The sequence below is a fragment of the Pseudoalteromonas sp. Scap03 genome (genome assembly GCF_013393115.1).
In the GTDB taxonomy this organism is placed as follows: Bacteria; Pseudomonadota; Gammaproteobacteria; order Enterobacterales; family Alteromonadaceae; genus Pseudoalteromonas.
In genome coordinates this window covers 121504-137986 of record NZ_VDEU01000001.1, presented here as the reverse complement: position 1 = coordinate 137986, position 16483 = coordinate 121504, and the positions used below count along the sequence as shown (strand labels likewise).

Sequence of the window (16483 nt, the reverse complement as noted above, 5' to 3'; positions counted from 1 at the left end):
GTAAGCAGGTTGTTTACTTGTTGTTTTTTATAAATTGGCGAGGCGAGCAATGATGCCAGCGTTTAAAGGCACGATTAAAAGAACTTTGATCGTTAAATCCCAGCATAAATGCGATTTTATTTAACGAATAGTGGTGAATATAAGTTAATAAGCGTCGTTTTTGCTCTGCTTCAAGCAGCGCGGCAAACGTGGTTTGCTCTTTTTTTAGATAGCGCTGTAGTGTGCGTGGCGTCATATTTAAGGCCGCAGCTGTCCTAAGCAAAGAGCAATCTTGTAAGTCGTGTTTTGCCATTAAAATATGATTAATTTTTTCTGATAATAACTGCTGACTTTTAAACTGGGATAGCTGTTGCTCTGACATTTGCTTAAGCATTGCGTTGATTTGGCTATTATCGGTTTTAAAGGGCAGGGTTAAGTAATTACTTGGAAACTCGATTTGATTAAAGCTAGCGCCAGCTTTTACTGGGCAATTAAACCAATTAGTTAATCTGTGTTGTTCGGTGTTTGAAAAGTGTGTTGAAAAATACACACAGCTAGGTGAAAGCTCAGGATTAAGTAGTTGGCGTACCACGCTGACCCAAGCGGTCATATTTCGTAAAACAGCCTGTGAACTACATTGTGGATCGGCTAACCAAGTTACTTTACACCGTGTTTTTTGTTGCTCAAACTTGGCGCGACCAATATTAGCCACTAGGCTGTCGTAATTAAGTAGTGCAGTAATAGCGCTGGCTAAATTAGTACTCGATTCAATTAAATACCCCAATACACCAAAATCAGCGGTGCGTATTTGTTTTCCTAATTCAAAGCCAAATAAGGGATCGTTTAACGCCTGTTGTGCATAGCCAAGCAGCGCATTATAGCTTTTTAAGCTGATACGTGGCGCCAATTGTTGTGACTTTTTATTGGTATACTCGTTAAAATCAATAGCGCTTAAAGCCACTTGGCTAGCTAAGCCTTGGGCTTCAAGATAATCCAAACAGCTACAAAAATAATGATCGGCTAAGGTTTTCATTTGTCGCCTAAAGCTAAAAAATAGTCGTCTAATCGCAAGTTTGCCACGGCATATTTTTATATGCTAGTGATCGATAAAAATAATAGGGTGAAGATCATGGTAGAAATAAAGGTTAAGCGAGCTGTGGCAGCAACGCCGGAGCAAATACGCAGCGTATTATTAGCGCATGCTGATTTAGGCCGATTTTTTAATGCTCACTTTACACTACTAGCACCACAAGAGCCGGATGAAATAAGTGGCGGAAAAGGCACGATTAGAGAAATAAAAATGCAAGGCACTACCTTTAAAGAGCAAATAATAGCTGCAGATAACAGTCATATTAGTTACCGTATTATAGGTAGCAAGCCCGTTGCGCAGCATCGTGGTGATATTTACTTAAATACCATTAACGAAGAGCCATCGCTCACTGAGGTTAATTACCATATTAGTTGCATTGCACCTTTTTGGGTACCCGATTTTATACTGGCTTTTTTTATAAAAAAAGATATTAGCCAAGCACTTAAAAAAATAGCCCATTATTTTCAGGAGCGTGTTGTATGAGCATTGAAATTATTTTACTCGCACTGAGCCCTATTTTTTTGCTGTTTGTTGCTATCGAGTTTATTAAATTTAGGCGTCACTACGATATAAAAGACAGTTTAGCCAATGCATTATTGGCTTTATTACATCAAGGTGCTGATGCTATTGCATTAATAGTACTAATGCCGTTTTTTTACTGGCTGTATCAGTTTCGGTTATTTGATATTGAATTGACGGTATTGACCATATTAGGTGCCTTTGTACTGCAAGATTTTTTATATTATTGGTTTCATCGTGCATCACACCATATACATTGGTTATGGGCAGCGCATGTCGTACATCATAGCTCTACGAGAATGAATTTTACTACTGCCTTTAGACAAAGTTTAATGTATCCGCTTGCGGGCATGTGGCTGTTTTGGATGCCAATGATATTACTTGGTTTTGAACCTGTGATTGTTTTTGCCGTAGTTGCCCTTAATTTAGCGTATCAATTTTTTGTTCACACCCAAGTGGTAAAAAAGCTGGGTTGGTTTGAAAGCGTATTTAATACTCCATCACATCATCGGGTTCATCATGCTATTAACAGTGGCTACTTAGATAAAAACTTTGCAGGGGTACTAATTGTTTGGGATAAGTTATTTGGCACTTATGTAGAAGAGGATGAAAGCAAGCCTTGTAAATACGGAATTATTGGCCAACTACACAGTAATAACCCGATTAAAATTACCTTTCATCAGTGGCAGCATCTCTTTAAAAGTACCTACAGAGCAAAGGGATTAAAAGCAAAGTTAAAAGTAGTCTTTGGTTACCCAACAAGCTCCCAAGGTATTAATAAGTAAGCCTATTTTTTATAAAAAAGCCAGGAGTAAATAGCATCACTCCTGGCTTATCTCACAGTAAAACTTAGTTTATTTGGCCGTTGTGATCACTGTATCAATTAAGTGAACAACGCCATTACTGGTATAAATATCAGTGGTTGTTACATTGCTACCCGCTACTTGTAGTGATGTAGCTGGTAAGCTTACTTGCCACCAAATATCGTTCACAGCTTGGCCATTATTCTGACCTGCTGCCGTATCACCGGAGAAGGTATATAAAGGGCGGCCAAGGTAGGCGACTTGCATGCTGTCATCTGAGCGAGCAATTAACGATAAACCGGGTACATTTTCAATTGATGCTGCAGTACCAAGAACCGGTGGCCACGTTGTTGCACAAGCTGCTTCACACGTGCTCATTGCCTCGCCTAAATCATTGTCGAACACATAAACTGTTTTGCCTGGCATAGCATCAGCCATACCCGTTACTAAACGACTATCAGTTGAATCATAAGCAATGCTATCTGTTGCTGTGTTTGCTGTGCTGGTAAAGTCTACAACGTTTACGCTTAGCATGTTATCGGCAAGCGTGGTCACCGTTTTACCATTGGCTGCAAATGCATCAGTACTGCCCACTTGAGCGCCTAAAACATGTTGAGTTAGCACACCTGTCAATGCAGTCGTGTCAGCCAATAAAGCCTCTAAATCAGCGGTAGGGATTTTGCTAAATGCAGCATTTGTCGGTGCAAATACCGTAAATGATTGAGTGGTGTCGTTAAAGGTATCTACTAGTGATGCTGCTTGTAGTGCAGTGACTAAAGTAGATAGTGCAGGTGTTTCAGTAGCCACTGTAGCAATTGTTTTAGTCGGGGTACCAACTTCAGCCGGTGGCATAATTACTTTATTTAATACATGAATCACGCCGTTACTAGCGATTACATTTGCCTCTGAAATTGCTGAGTCATTGATAAATAGTGAGCTATTTACATGAGATATAGCAGCCATGTCGCCATTGGCCATTTCTATCTTGTTGCTGTTGCTATTGGCAATGGCTACTGCGTCATCTGATAAAACTGTCGCGTCAGAAAAAACATGGTACAGCAAAATATCACGAAGCGTATCTGTATCAGCTAGTAGCGCATTAATTGTATCCTGTCCGAGCGCAGCAAATGCAGCGTCTGTAGGTGCAAATACACTAAAAGTATTATCTGGATCGGCAACTAGTGTATCTAACCCTGTTGCCGTTAAAGCAGCTAGAAGTGTCGTAAAATTACCATCAGCGCTCGCTATATCAGCAATTGTATTGGTACTTTGAGGTAAAGTAACATCAGAAATAATAACCGAATCGATCACATGAATGACACCGTTATTGGTCATAATATCTCTAACTACAATGTTTGCTCCGCCAAACGATAGCATGTTTGTTTCTGCGTTTATCGCCACTGGAAGGGTATTGCCAAGTAGCGTTTCTGCTGATTGACCGTTAAGAGACATTGCAGTAACAGAATCTACTGATCCTACAAGTACATGCTGCTTCAAAATATCGGCTAAAACGGTGGGGTTAGCCAGTAACGTGTTTAAAAAGTTGCTACCAATTGCCTCGAATGCAGCATCCGTAGGGGCGAATACGGTAAATTCTGATGATTCGTCCGCTAGTGCTGAAGTAAGGGATGCAGCATCAAGAGCTGCAAGTAATGTACTAAAATTGCCAGCTTGCTGAGCTGTTTCAATGATATTATTAGTTGGTGCTGTTTCTGGCACTGTTTTTGGTGTGAGCACCGCGTCAATAACATGAATGATTCCGTTGTCGGTCACAATGTCGGTCATTGTTACTGTGCTGGTATTTACTAATAAATTCTCACCATTTAAAGATAAAGCAATGTTTTGCCCGTTAACAGTCTCTACAGTGCTGCCCGCTAAGCCAATAGCTGTTTGCGCGTCTACTCTGCCAGCGATCACATGGTAAGTTAAAATAGAACTTAGGGTGTCTGTATCAGCTAATAAGCTATTAATGGTCTCTTCGCCTAATAATGCGAATGCATCATCGGTAGGGGCAAATACAGTATAGCTGGTAGTTAAATCATCGAGAGTTTCATCTAGACCGGTTGCTTCTAGTGCTGCAACAAGAGTGGTGAACTCTTCAGAGTCCTGTGCGGCGTCAAAGATTGAGACGGCAGGTTGTGGGTCTACAGTTACTGGAGCGTTGTTATCGTCATCACTACTACAGCCTTGAATAAGTAACAAGGGAAGTATGATAGCACCGAGCTTAAATACTTTATTCATAATTGTTCCTTTAATCGAATGTTACAGTGTTACAGCTTTGTGAATACTACGAAGCTATTAACAGTGTTGATCAAAAAAACATGGGTTATTTTTATACAATTTAATAGGTGTAAGATTTTATTGAATTTTTATTCAAGAAAACGTTTAAATTTTAGTTTTTTTACTGCGTGGTGCGCCAAGTAAAATAAATACATGGCAAATACACACAGATAGAAATGCACTAATTCCCAAAGCGCCACCAAAACCATCAAGAATAGGCACTAGATAGGCAAAAAACAGTGAAAATATAATTGCTGAACTGGCAAGCGTATACACACCAAAACGGTGGGGAGCACTCATTCCAATAAATGTGCCGCCAAAAAAGACGATGCTATATAGCTCAGCGTTAAGGCTCAGCTGCGCAAAAATCAAATAGGCAATAATCGATAGAGCTGCAGAGGCTCGGATCCCATCAAAGCGATTATGTTTAGCCAAGTAAAAGGTTAAAAACGCCCCTAACAAAGCAAGCAGCGGATAAATAAGCGTCATATTATTAACTCCTTGGCTAAAACAAATAAGGCGACACTAGCAAATGCAATGCTACCTAATCGTCCACCAAACCCTGCAAATATGTTAATCGTGAGTGTGTACAAAACAGCCCCAATGGCAGAAATAGCCGCAATTTCCCAGTATTCAGTTATTAAACTAGTGGAGCACATACCGGCAAAACTGCCTGCATAAATAGCTGAATAGGGATGGTTTTTGTAATCGTCAGGGAATGGAATAAATGAACCGATAAGCCCCGTTAAACCGGCAGATACAACAATAGGCAATGCGAATGTGGTATGCATTACAAAACACGATAGGCAGCCGATAAAAAAGGTAATGAATTTTAAAAGTATGAATTTAGTCATGGCGCGCACATCATAATGTATCAGTTTTAGCTTTAATAGTTAAAAACTGTGATTTAAGACTAAAATCGATACACCATTGTTAAAAGATGAATTATTGTTGAAAATTATCGATATGCAATGAATGACTAAAAATAACAGTGTTGATGTTCTATAAATTGCAAATTATGTATAATGCGGCATATTTCATATATTAAAAGTTATAACCTAAGGTAATTTATGTCTAACTGTTTACATCTGGCTATCCCCGCTGGCGATCTTGAAAAAGCGAAAACGTTTTACTGTGACGTACTCGGCTGTAAAACCGGCAATAGTGAAGCAGGACGATGGGTAGACATTGATTTTTGGGGCAACGAGTTAACTCTGCATCAAAGCGTTGAGCGTTTACCTACGGTACGTCACGACGTTGATATGGGCGCAGTGGCTGTACCACACTTCGGTATTCATTTATCAGAAAGTGAGTTTCAAGGACTTAAGCAACGCATTGCTGATGCCGGCCTTGAATATTTAGATAAACCTTACCGTCGTTTTGTTGGTGATGAGTTTGAGCAAGAAACCTTTTTTATTGAAGATCCCAACGGTAACGTGCTTGAAATGAAAACCATGGTTAATCCTGAGGTACTGTTTAAAAAGGATTAAGCTAGCTATTATAGCTGAGCTAGTCTTACTGACTAGCTCATGTTTTTTGCCTTTAAATTGCGGTTCCTACCATTTTTTCAGCCTGCTTTGCCTTTCTTTGCAATTTCTGTTTATACATCGCTTCATCACCCGCTTTTAAAACTGTGTCTAAGTTATCAGGTGGCTGAGTATAGCTAGTTTGCCCAACACTGGCGTAAATGGAAATGGTATGGCCCTGATGCTCTATAGTTAACTGGTTTAATTGTTGTTCTAGGGTGTTAACTCGCTGGTTAATTTTTTCGTTGCTATTAAATAATGCCATGGCTACAAATTCATCGCCTCCTAAGCGGCCAACAGCATCTTCACTGCGCATGTGTTGACCAAGTGACTCTGCAACTTTGCACAGTACTTTGTCGCCTACATCATGGCCATAGGTATCATTAATTGCTTTAAAACGGTCTAGATCTATGTATAAAAAACACAAAACGCCTCCACGTTGCTTGTGCTCTGCCAATAAGTCGTTTGCTTTTAAGCTCCACCCACGACGATTGTATATATGGCACAAGTGATCAAAGTTAGCGTGTCGTTCAGCCTGTTTTTTTGCATAACTCAATCTTTGAATTCGTCTACCGACGGCAATAGCTAGTAATAAAGATTCAATTGTAAACGCAATAACAAACCCATAGCGTTGAATGAACGGACTATAATCGGTTAGTAGTACTCTAAAAGTCATACTAATAAACACACTTGCCAGTGCTATAAATACCAAGTTTGCTTCATTGACACCGTACTTTGTTTGTATCGCGCTGAGGATAAAAATAGTCATGACAATAAATAATGATAAATAGCCGGTTACTGCAGAGGTAATATTGGTTATGAGTGGCAGATCGAGCGCTATTTTTTGTAAGCACAAAGTCAGTACGCATAAGGCGGTAACTTTTAATGTATTGCTTAACTTTGGAAAGTATCTAGGTAGCTCTAATAGTGCACTCATAAACCATGTGGCACTGACTATAGTTAAACCAATACTTAACGTGTAAAGATGACTTACGTACACAGAGTAGTACTGCTGTGTAAATAAATAAGGCTGTCCTTCTTGAAAGAATATAAAACTAGCGATACAAAAAATATAAATGCCATACAGTTTAAAAAGAGGGTCTTTTATGCCGTGTCCTATAATTAATGCATAAAAAATAAGTGTGGCGCAAAGACCATAAAAAATGCCAAAAATAAGGTTATAGCGTTGTATTTTTTCGACAAACGGTTGTGTATCTGACCACTTAAAGCGTGGGGTATAAGCTGCTGAGGTAGTAACTGTAAGCTGTGCAGTAAAAACGCCTTGGTCCATTAAAATTGCCATCTGATTGGTTTTTAAAGGTGTTTTATATACTGAATTTTGCTGCCACGAAAAGTCTGTAAGTGCAGGGCGAGTAAAAGAAAATACCCCACCTTGCTTTAAGTTACAGCTTAATTCGAGATGATTAATACCGTTTTTAAGCTTAATATTTGAGACAACTTCTTTGGATAAAGACACCGATGTGTTTGTTGCTCTTTCATTGAGCTGGCAATGCTCTTGCGCATAAGTAACGCTACTAAACAGCATAGTACAAGCGCATATAAAAATGCTAAATCTAATCATCAGTGCGCTTAACATGCTCAAAAACCTCTTGTCTTTATCGTAAAATTCATTGCTACTAAAAGGATGAATACTCTAAACCATACTAACAAAGCAGGTAGGCTTTACTAGTAATTAAGTATTTAAATAATGACTTAGTGCAAAAATGGGTTACTTTTAATCACACATGTATTTCACTGGGGGTTTTATTGAAGTGTCGTTTAAACTCACGGCTAAATTGTGACGCACTAGTATAGCCTACTTTAAATGCGGCCTCGTTAGCTTTACTGCCAGAGGTGATTATTAATTCTTTTGCTTTTGCTAAGCGTACTTTTTTTAAATACTGCAAAGGGGATTCAAACGTAACTTGTTTAAACGCACGATGAAAAGATGACACACTCATATTAACTTCTTCAGCTAAGTGCTCTACGGTAATAGGGTTTGCGTAATCGCTGTGTAATGTTGATAAAGTACGCGCTATGCGCGCGTAATGGCCATCATGCATTGCAAGCCCAATTAAGGTATGCCCTTGAGGGCCACACAGCACCCTATATACTAATTCTTTAACTATATCGCCACCAAATACCTCAGCCTCAAGTGGATTGTTTAACACTGTTAACAGTCGATGAGTGACTTGCTCCATGGCCATATCTAAAGCGGCACTTTGGACGGCTCCGCTTTGTGTTAAAGGAGTTAAAATAGGATTATGTTGCATCATTTGGTTAACCAGTTTGTGCAGCATGGCTGGGTTTATATCAATTGCTATACCCATTACTGGTAAATCGTTATCAGTAAACGCTTCACATTCTAGTGGTACGGGCACTCCCAGTACTAAATAATCGCCTGCACCATACTGTATTTGATGCTCAGGAAAGTGAATAACTTTATGTCCTTGGCCAACAATAATAATACCTGAATTATAAATAAGAGGCTGACGCGCTGAGCTTTTGGTGGCGCGATGAAAGTACACCCCTGGAATAATTGTTTCCATGGTACCTTCAAAGCTGAGCAACTTATTATGCTCTGCGTATTGTTGTAACAAAGTGGCGATGGTCGTCATAAGGGCGGCTTAAATTAACGGTATTTGGCGTAAAATAACAACACTGATAGTTTTAGGCAAGCTTTTGGCAGTTATTAGGCTTTTTATATATGCGCTATGCCATTATTATGCATCTATCAACACTTTATTTATTTAAGAATTGATAAGGTGCTTAGTAATTAACCGTCCCCTTTAGGAGCAAAATAATGAAATTTAGCTACGTAAATCCCACTTTAATTCAATTTGGTCAGCAACAAATTGCCGCACTTACTGATTTGATCGCAAAAGATCAAAAAGTATTAGTTGTGTACGGTGGCGGTTCTATTAAAAAGAACGGCGTATACGATGAAGTTGCAGCAGCACTTGAAGGTTTTGATTGGGTAGAGTTTTCGGGCGTAGGTGCCAACCCAACAATTGAAGTGCTAGACCAAGCAGTAAAAATTTGTAAAGAACAAGATATCGATTTCGTTTTAGGTGTAGGCGGCGGCTCTGTAATTGACGGCGTTAAATACATTGCAGCATCTGCTGTATATGATGGCGAAGGTTGGGATATCCCTACAGGTAAGCATACAATTACCAGCGCATTACCTATTGGTGCGGTACTTACATTGCCTGCAACCGGTTCTGAGTCTAATCAAAATTCAGTAGTAAGCAAAGAAGCAACGAAGCAAAAACTACCGTTTGCATCTCCAGAAGTATTACCAAAATTTGCCATTATGGACCCTGATGTAATGAAAACATTACCGCAGCGCCAGCTTGTAAATGGTTTAGTAGATGCATGGGTACATACGTGTGAGCAGTACCTAACATTCCCAGAAGGTGCACTTGTTCAAGAAGGTTATGCAGAGGCACTGTTAAAAGCGCTTAAAACATTGGGTGATAACTTTGAAAACCAAGACGATGCATGGCGTGCAAACCTTATGTGGGCCGCAAACCAAGCACTTAACGGCTTAATTGGTTCTGGCGTATCACAAGATTGGGCAACCCACATGATTGGCCATGAGCTTACAGCTGCTTACGGCGTTGATCATGCCCGTTCACTGGCTATTGTTCAGCCTTCTTTACTGCGAAATCAATTTGCAGTTAAAAAAGCAAAACTAGAACAAATGGGCAAAAACGTATTTGGTCTTGCACAAACAGACGATTTAGCAGAGCAAACAATTCAAGCGATTGAAGCGTTTTACCATAGCCTTGACGTAGCAACTGAGCTTACTGAGCATGGTGATGACAAAGCGGCTGCCATTGATAATATTATTGGCAAGCTTGAAGCGCATGGCATGGTTGCCCTTGGAGAAAACCAAGCTATTACGTTAAAAGAAAGCCGTGAAATTTTAGAACAAGCGGTTGCTTAATAATGATTAATCTCGACCGTTAACATTTGCTAGCGGCTTTTTGCAGCAAAATAAGATTGAATGAAATAAAATTTTATTTTGCTGCATTACTTTTTTTGATGTTTTCAGGTACAGTATTGAAGAAAATAATATATAGATGAGTAATGAGCTTATCTAATCGTGTGTTTCAATAGGGAACTCGTTTAACTGTGCGTTCAAATCGTTTTTTAATTGTAATGTTACTTGTGCTTGTGCATAGCTTTATAAGCTGTGACGGCGCCGCGTACCATTTACAAGAAGACGTTGACCACGTAAATAGCTCATTATCGCAACTAGGTTCATCTGCTGATGATAGCGATAATGCCCCAACAACAGAAATACATGCCCACCAGCATTGCCACAGTGGCTATAGCCACAGCTCAAATCACTCAATAACTCCCGAGAAAAGTAAACCAACTTTAGCGACATGCTATCACGGCTTACATTATCCACCAGACGTACCGCCACCGAATTTATTTAGCTAGTTTTTAATTTAATTTCAATTGATTATTGTGCTTTTAGCTGCCTACGTGTAAGCGTTTAATGGGCTGTTATAGGCATTTTTAGATTGCTGAGCATTTTACACTGTCGCTATTTTTTGCGTAGGTTGTAAATGGTTTGCAAGTGAACTCTGTTGATTAAAAACGGACAAGCTATATGAATAAAAAACCAATTATGCTGGTGGTGATGCTGTGCACGCTGCCTGCTTTTAGTGCGTTTGCAAATGTTAAAACACTAACTCTAAAACAAGCGTTGATAAATACCGAGCAACAAAATCCGCTATTAAAACGCTACCCTTATCATCAAAAAATACTCAGCGCGCTTAAATCTCAAGCTGCACTTTCGCCTAACCCTATCTTAAATATAGAAGCTGAAAATCTGCTGGGGACAAACGATGCACGTGGTGTGCAAGGTGCTGAAATAACCTTGGCATTTAGCCAGCTTATAGAGCTTGGGAATAAACGCCAAAGCCGCATAAATTACGCTACGGCAAACATTAAAGCCCAAGCAATACAATATCAAAATACTCGTTTAGCCTTATTGGCAACCACTGGTGAGCGGTATTACGAGGCGCTTAAATTTCAAACTTTACTTTCTCTAAATAGCGAGCGGCATCAGGTTGTAAGCCAAGCACTTAAAGCAATAAAGCAGCGAGCTGATGCTGGCGCTGTATCGCAAGCAGATGTAACCCGCATGCGTTATGCGCTTAGCCAAGTTGAGCTTGATAAAGCTAAGCTAAATAGTGAATTTGAGCGAGCGCGTTTATCGCTCAATGAGCTATGGAGTGAGCAACATGATTACACGGATTTAGCGGGAAATATTAATACATTAATAACGCTTAAATCTGAGCAAGGGTTACTTGATGCGGTTAACCAAGCGCCTGATTTTGCAATGTTACAGCAGCAATACTTACAACAAGCGGCCAACTTAGCGCTGCAAAAAGCCAATGGGCAAAGCGATATTAATATAGGTGCAGGCGTGAGCTACAACCAGCAAAACAATACCAGTTCGTTGCTGTTTTCGTTTTCAATGCCATTGCAATTGAGTAACTCAAATAGCGGTAATATTGAAGCAGCTAACAGTCAGTTAGCATTGTTACGTGAGCAGCAAGGACAGTTACGGGTTCAATTACGTCAGCAAGTTCGTACTTTGTATGCCTATTACCAAGGTAAGATGTTACAGGCACAGTTGTTATCTGGGCAAGTTATTCCCCAAGCCCAAACACTCATTGAGCAAAGTTTAAAAAGCTATCAACGCGGACAAATTTCGGTGTTGCAATTGCTCGATGCTCAACAAGCCCTTTTTGACTCTAAACGCGCGTTGATTAATACATATGCAGCGTTATATCAGACCCATCTCGCACTTGAGCGTTTAACTGGCCAATCTTTAACTGAGACTTTTCAATCATGAACAACACTTTTATCGCATTATTAGTATTTCTCTCGTTTGTAGCTAGCTTAACAAGCACATATGTATTTGCCTCAGCAGAGCATGACCAAACAGAGCAAACCCAAAAACAAGGTCCACACGGCGGCTTTTTATTAACCAACGAAAAGCTCACTCTTGAGTTAAAGCTGCAAGAATTGGCAGGTAAAGTTGAGCTGCGCGTATATGGTTATGAGCAAAAACAGCCGGTAGATGTGAACGATTTAAGTATAGAAATAAACTTAAAACGCTTAGTAGAAACGCCGCAAAAAATACAGTTTACCCGTGAGAATGAGTACCTTGTTAGCACGCAACCTATAAATGAGCCACATTCGTTTGAGCTTTTAATTACTGCTAATTATAAAGGTGAACGCGTCAGCTTTGAGTACTCTCAGCACGAAGGCCAAACTGTGCTGAGCGAGCGAGCAATTAAAGGCGCGGGCATTAAAACGGAGATAGCACAAAGCGGCGAGGTTGATATTTCCGACACGCTGTTCGGTGTTATTACACCTACACAGCATGGCACAGTAGAAATTATGGCGCCATATACCGGATTGATCAGCGATATTTTTGTCAGTATTGGTCAAAACGTTCAAAAAGGCGATGTACTGGCCAGCGTCACCAATCGCGAAACTTTGCAAAACTACAGCATTAAAAGCCCTATTAGCGGTGTGGTAACCGAACAATATTTAAAGCGTGGCGAACTGGCAAGTACTCGTGCGCTAATGCAAGTCGTGAACCTTGATAAAGTATGGGTTGAGCTCTCAGCCTTTCCTGAAAATATTGAAAACCTAGCCATTGGTCAAAGCGCTGTCGTGTACGATTTACATCATCATTTAAATGCCCAAGGTAAGGTGTTTTTTATAGCACCTATGATGACTGGCGGGCATATTGCACGTGCTCGTATTGAGCTTAATAACCCTGATGGTCATTGGCGTCCAGGTATGCATGTTAATAGTGATGTCAGTATCGATAAGGTTAATGCTAACGTGCGTGTAAAGCCTGAGGCTATTCAGGAGTTTAACGGTATGGCGAGTGTGTTTGTGCGTAAAGATAGTGTGTTTGAAGTGCGCCCTGTTACTTTAGGCGCAAAAAGTAGCGAGTGGGTAGAAGTCATTGCGGGTTTAAGCCCAGGTAGCGAGTACGTCACAACCAATAGCTATGTGATCAAAGCCGATATTTTAAAAAGCGGCGCAAGTCACGCTCACTAGGAGGTACCATGATTAACTGGATTGTTTCTTTTGCGGTTAAACGCCGCATGATGGTACTGGCACTGACATTTTTATTTGCTGGGTTTGGTGTGTATAACATCCAAAACTTAGCGGTAGATGCTGTACCCGATATTACCAATGTACAAGTGCAAATTAACTCTAAAGCGCCTGGTTTTACGCCGCTTGAAGTTGAGCAGCGTATCACTTACTTAGTCGAAACAGCGATGGCGGGTATTCCTAAGCTTGATTATACCCGTTCGCTTTCTCGCTATGGGCTTTCTCAAGTAACCATTATTTTTGATGAAGGCACCGATATTTATTGGGCGCGTCAACAAATTGGAGAGCGTATTCAAAGTATTCGCGCCGATTTACCTAATAATGTTGAGCCAAACCTTGGACCTATTGCCAGTGGTTTAGGTGAAATATTTACCTATAGCGTGCATGCAAAACCCAATGCGTTAAAAAGTGATGGTATGCCTTACAGCGCCGAAGATTTACGTACTTTACAAGACTGGGTTATTCGTCCGCAGCTTTTAAAAGTAAAAGGCGTAACCGAAATAAACAGCCAAGGTGGCTTTGAGCGCCAGTACCAAGTTGCGCCCATACCAGAAAAGCTCATCGCTTATAAGCTAACAATCAACGATGTTATCAGTGCACTTGAGCTTAATAACAGCAATCGCGGAGCCGGTTATATAGAGCGCTTTGACGGCCAATATTTAGTGCGCTCCCCTGGGCAATTAAAAACATTAGCGGATATAGCAAACACCGTTATTGCTAAGCGTGATGATGCTCCTGTGCGAATTAAGGACGTGGCAAATGTATACTTAGGAAAAGAGCTCAGAACTGGCGCGGCTACCTATAATGGCGAGGAAACCGTATTAGGCACGGCGATGATGCTAATTGGTGAAAATAGCCGTGTGGTTGCCAAAGCCATGGCTGATAAGCTTATACAAGTACAAAAAAGTTTACCTGCAGGGGTTATTATTGAGCCTGTTTATGACCGCACCAATCTGGTTGATAAAACCATCGCCACAGTACAAAAAAACCTGTTTGAAGGTGCGGTATTGGTTATCGTCATTCTGTTGTTATTGCTTGGGAATATCACTGGTGCGCTTATTACCGCCATGGTTATTCCGCTGAGTATGCTATTTGCTATTACAGGCATGGTGGGCAATCGAGTCTCGGGTAACTTAATGAGCTTAGGTGCAATCGATTTTGGATTAATTGTTGATGGCGCGGTGATTGTGGTTGAAAACTGCCTTCGTCAATTAGGGATGGCTCAACATAAACATGGCCGCTTACTTACGCTCAGTGAGCGTTTAGAGGTTGTAACTTCAGCCACCAAAGAAGTGTTTAGCCCCGCAGTATTTGGTATTTTAATTATTATGTTGGTGTATTTACCGCTATTTGCGCTCAGTGGTGTTGAGGGCAAAATGTTTCAGCCTATGGCGTTTACCGTGGTTGCCGCGTTAATAGGTGCACTTATTTTTGCTGTCACCTTTGTGCCAGCGGCTATTGCCGTATTTGTGCGTGGTAAAGTAGATGAAAGCGAAAACGCAGTAATGCGTGGCGTTAAAAAAATCTACAAGCCACTGCTTAACTTATCGCTTAAATTACCGTGGCTGATGGTGAGTATTGCCACTGTTTTGGTATTAGTGCTTGGCTTTAAAGTTAAAAATATGGGCGCCGAATTCTTACCGCAGCTAGATGAAGGTGACATTGCAATGCATGCGTTGCGTATTACTGGCACCGGTATTGAACAATCGGTGCAAATGCAAAAGCAGTTGGAGCAGGCTTTATTAGAGCAGCCTGAAATTGCGAACGTATTTTCAAAGATTGGCACAGCAGATGTCGCCAGCGATCCTATGCCACCTAACGTTGCCGACACTTTTTTAATGTTAAAGCCGCGTGAGCAATGGCCTGATCCGTCACTAAGTAAAGACGCGTTAGTGCAGCAAATTCGTCATCGTGTGAATGAGGTACCGGGTAATAACTATGAATTTACCCAGCCTATAGAAATGCGCTTTAATGAGTTAATTGCCGGTGTGCGTGCCGATGTAGCGCTGCGTATTTACGGTGACGATTTAGCCATACTTAAACAGTTTGGCGAAAAAGCCACTGGTTTAATGCGAAATATTACCGGTGCTACTGATGTTCGTTTAGAGCAAATGGAGGGCTTGCCCACACTTTCTGTTACCCCAATGCGAGACCATATGGCGCTATTAGGATTAACCGTAAACGACATTCAACAAACCCTTGCCGCTGCTGTTGGTGGGGTGCAAACAGGGCTAATTTATGAGGGTGATAAGCGCTTTTCGTTATTAGTACGCTTAGATAAGCGTTGGTCTGATGATGTCTCTGCGCTTGCGCGTTTACCTATTGCGTTACCTAAAAGTAGTAACCCTGAGCTTGCATTTGTACCGCTTGGAGAAGTGGCTACAATCAGTATTGAAAAAGGCCCTAATCAAATAAATCGCGAAAGCGGCAAGCGCAATGTGGTAATAACAGCGAATGTAACAGGACGCGATTTAGCCAGCTTTGTAAGCGATGCCCAAGCGACTATGAACGCACAACTTAACCTACCCAGTGGTTATTGGCTTGAATACGGCGGTACGTTTGAGCAATTACAATCGGCGAGTAAGCGTTTGTCGTTGGTAGTGCCTGTGACTTTATTGCTTATTTTTGGCTTACTTTATAGTGCCTTTGGCTCGCTGCGTGATTCACTGATTATATTCAGTGGCGTACCACTGGCACTAACCGGTGGGGTATTAGCATTATTGCTACGAGATATGCCGCTTTCTATTTCAGCGGGTGTGGGATTTATTGCTCTAAGTGGGGTTGCGGTATTAAACGGTGTGGTGATGCTGTCGTTTATTAAGCAGTTACGAAATGAGGGATTAAGCTTATACCATGCAATACATAGCGGGGCATTACAGCGATTACGCCCAGTGCTAATGACCGCGCTTGTGGCTAGTTTAGGGTTTATTCCTATGGCGCTAAATACCGGTACCGGCGCTGAAATACAACGGCCTTTGGCAACCGTGGTGGTAGGTGGAATTATGTCATCCACTTTGCTCACGTTGTTAATTTTACCAGCACTTTATAAATTAGTGCATGCAAAATTTGAAAAGCAGCAAACAGCCTAAATTAGGTAATAACGTAAAAAGCAGCTGAAGTGTCAG

Annotated in this window: 14 protein-coding genes; 8 read left to right on the top strand and 6 right to left on the bottom strand. The window is 40.9% G+C overall.

Features of this window, described 5'->3' with window-relative positions; genetic code table 11:
• Nucleotides 1-13 precede the first annotated feature (13 nt).
• Entirely contained in the window at nucleotides 14-1012 is a 999-nt protein-coding gene (locus FHG08_RS00610) for an AraC family transcriptional regulator (RefSeq protein ID WP_178956530.1), read from the bottom strand.
• A 96-nt stretch (nucleotides 1013-1108) separates the two neighbouring features.
• On the opposite strand from FHG08_RS00610, the gene FHG08_RS00605 reads away from it, so the two are divergent.
• Both FHG08_RS00605 and FHG08_RS00600 read left to right on the top strand, forming a co-directional pair.
• Nucleotides 1109-1552: an SRPBCC family protein gene (locus FHG08_RS00605; protein WP_178956529.1), complete on the top strand. Its 444-nt coding sequence runs from the start codon at nucleotides 1109-1111 to the stop codon at nucleotides 1550-1552.
• Entirely contained in the window at nucleotides 1549-2373 is an 825-nt protein-coding gene (locus FHG08_RS00600; protein WP_138608687.1) for a sterol desaturase family protein, read from the top strand. The genes FHG08_RS00605 and FHG08_RS00600 overlap by 4 nt, the downstream gene beginning before the upstream one ends.
• A gap of 69 nt (nucleotides 2374-2442) precedes the next feature.
• Here the strand turns inward: FHG08_RS00600 and FHG08_RS00595 are convergent, their stop codons facing one another.
• The 3 genes from FHG08_RS00595 to FHG08_RS00585 all read right to left on the bottom strand — a co-directional run bounded on the left by FHG08_RS00595 (nucleotide 2443) and on the right by FHG08_RS00585 (nucleotide 5525).
• The gene (locus FHG08_RS00595) at nucleotides 2443-4632 is read right to left on the bottom strand and encodes a fasciclin domain-containing protein (RefSeq protein ID WP_178956528.1); all 2190 of its coding nucleotides are present in this window, start codon (nucleotides 4630-4632) and stop codon (nucleotides 2443-2445) included.
• Nucleotides 4633-4776: 144 nt separating this feature from the next.
• On the bottom strand, nucleotides 4777-5160 hold the full coding sequence (locus FHG08_RS00590; protein WP_010387586.1) for a hypothetical protein: 384 nt from the start codon (nucleotides 5158-5160) through the stop codon (nucleotides 4777-4779).
• Nucleotides 5157-5525 carry a hypothetical protein gene (locus FHG08_RS00585; protein WP_178956527.1) on the bottom strand — a complete coding sequence of 123 codons (369 nt, stop codon included), beginning with the start codon at nucleotides 5523-5525 and terminating at the stop codon, nucleotides 5157-5159. The genes FHG08_RS00590 and FHG08_RS00585 overlap by 4 nt, the downstream gene beginning before the upstream one ends.
• A 216-nt stretch (nucleotides 5526-5741) precedes the next feature.
• Between FHG08_RS00585 and FHG08_RS00580 the strand changes: the two genes are divergently transcribed.
• Nucleotides 5742-6161, top strand: coding sequence for a VOC family protein (locus tag FHG08_RS00580; protein ID WP_138608683.1), 420 nt, complete (start codon nucleotides 5742-5744; stop codon nucleotides 6159-6161).
• Between the two features lie 52 nt (nucleotides 6162-6213).
• Here the strand turns inward: FHG08_RS00580 and FHG08_RS00575 are convergent, their stop codons facing one another.
• The gene (locus FHG08_RS00575; RefSeq protein ID WP_256729570.1) at nucleotides 6214-7779 is read right to left on the bottom strand and encodes a diguanylate cyclase; all 1566 of its coding nucleotides are present in this window, start codon (nucleotides 7777-7779) and stop codon (nucleotides 6214-6216) included.
• Nucleotides 7780-7936: 157 nt separating this feature from the next.
• Nucleotides 7937-8815 (bottom strand): AraC family transcriptional regulator, encoded by an 879-nt coding sequence (locus FHG08_RS00570; protein ID WP_178956525.1) that lies wholly within the window; start codon nucleotides 8813-8815, stop codon nucleotides 7937-7939.
• Nucleotides 8816-9000: 185 nt separating this feature from the next.
• On the opposite strand from FHG08_RS00570, the gene FHG08_RS00565 reads away from it, so the two are divergent.
• The 5 genes from FHG08_RS00565 (at nucleotide 9001) to FHG08_RS00545 (ending at nucleotide 16447) form a co-directional block, all read left to right on the top strand.
• On the top strand, nucleotides 9001-10146 hold the full coding sequence (locus FHG08_RS00565) for an iron-containing alcohol dehydrogenase (protein ID WP_010387594.1): 1146 nt from the start codon (nucleotides 9001-9003) through the stop codon (nucleotides 10144-10146).
• A gap of 188 nt (nucleotides 10147-10334) precedes the next feature.
• Entirely contained in the window at nucleotides 10335-10649 is a 315-nt protein-coding gene (locus FHG08_RS00560) for a hypothetical protein (protein ID WP_138608676.1), read from the top strand.
• A 172-nt stretch (nucleotides 10650-10821) separates the two neighbouring features.
• Nucleotides 10822-12075, top strand: coding sequence for a TolC family protein (locus tag FHG08_RS00555; protein ID WP_178956524.1), 1254 nt, complete (start codon nucleotides 10822-10824; stop codon nucleotides 12073-12075).
• Nucleotides 12072-13301 carry an efflux RND transporter periplasmic adaptor subunit gene (locus tag FHG08_RS00550; RefSeq protein ID WP_178956523.1) on the top strand — a complete coding sequence of 410 codons (1230 nt, stop codon included), beginning with the start codon at nucleotides 12072-12074 and terminating at the stop codon, nucleotides 13299-13301. Before FHG08_RS00555 ends, FHG08_RS00550 begins: the two co-directional genes overlap by 4 nt.
• Nucleotides 13302-13309: 8 nt before the next feature.
• A complete protein-coding gene (locus tag FHG08_RS00545; protein WP_178956522.1) occupies nucleotides 13310-16447 on the top strand; it encodes an efflux RND transporter permease subunit in 3138 nt (1045 codons plus the stop codon).
• Nucleotides 16448-16483: the final 36 nt, after the last annotated feature.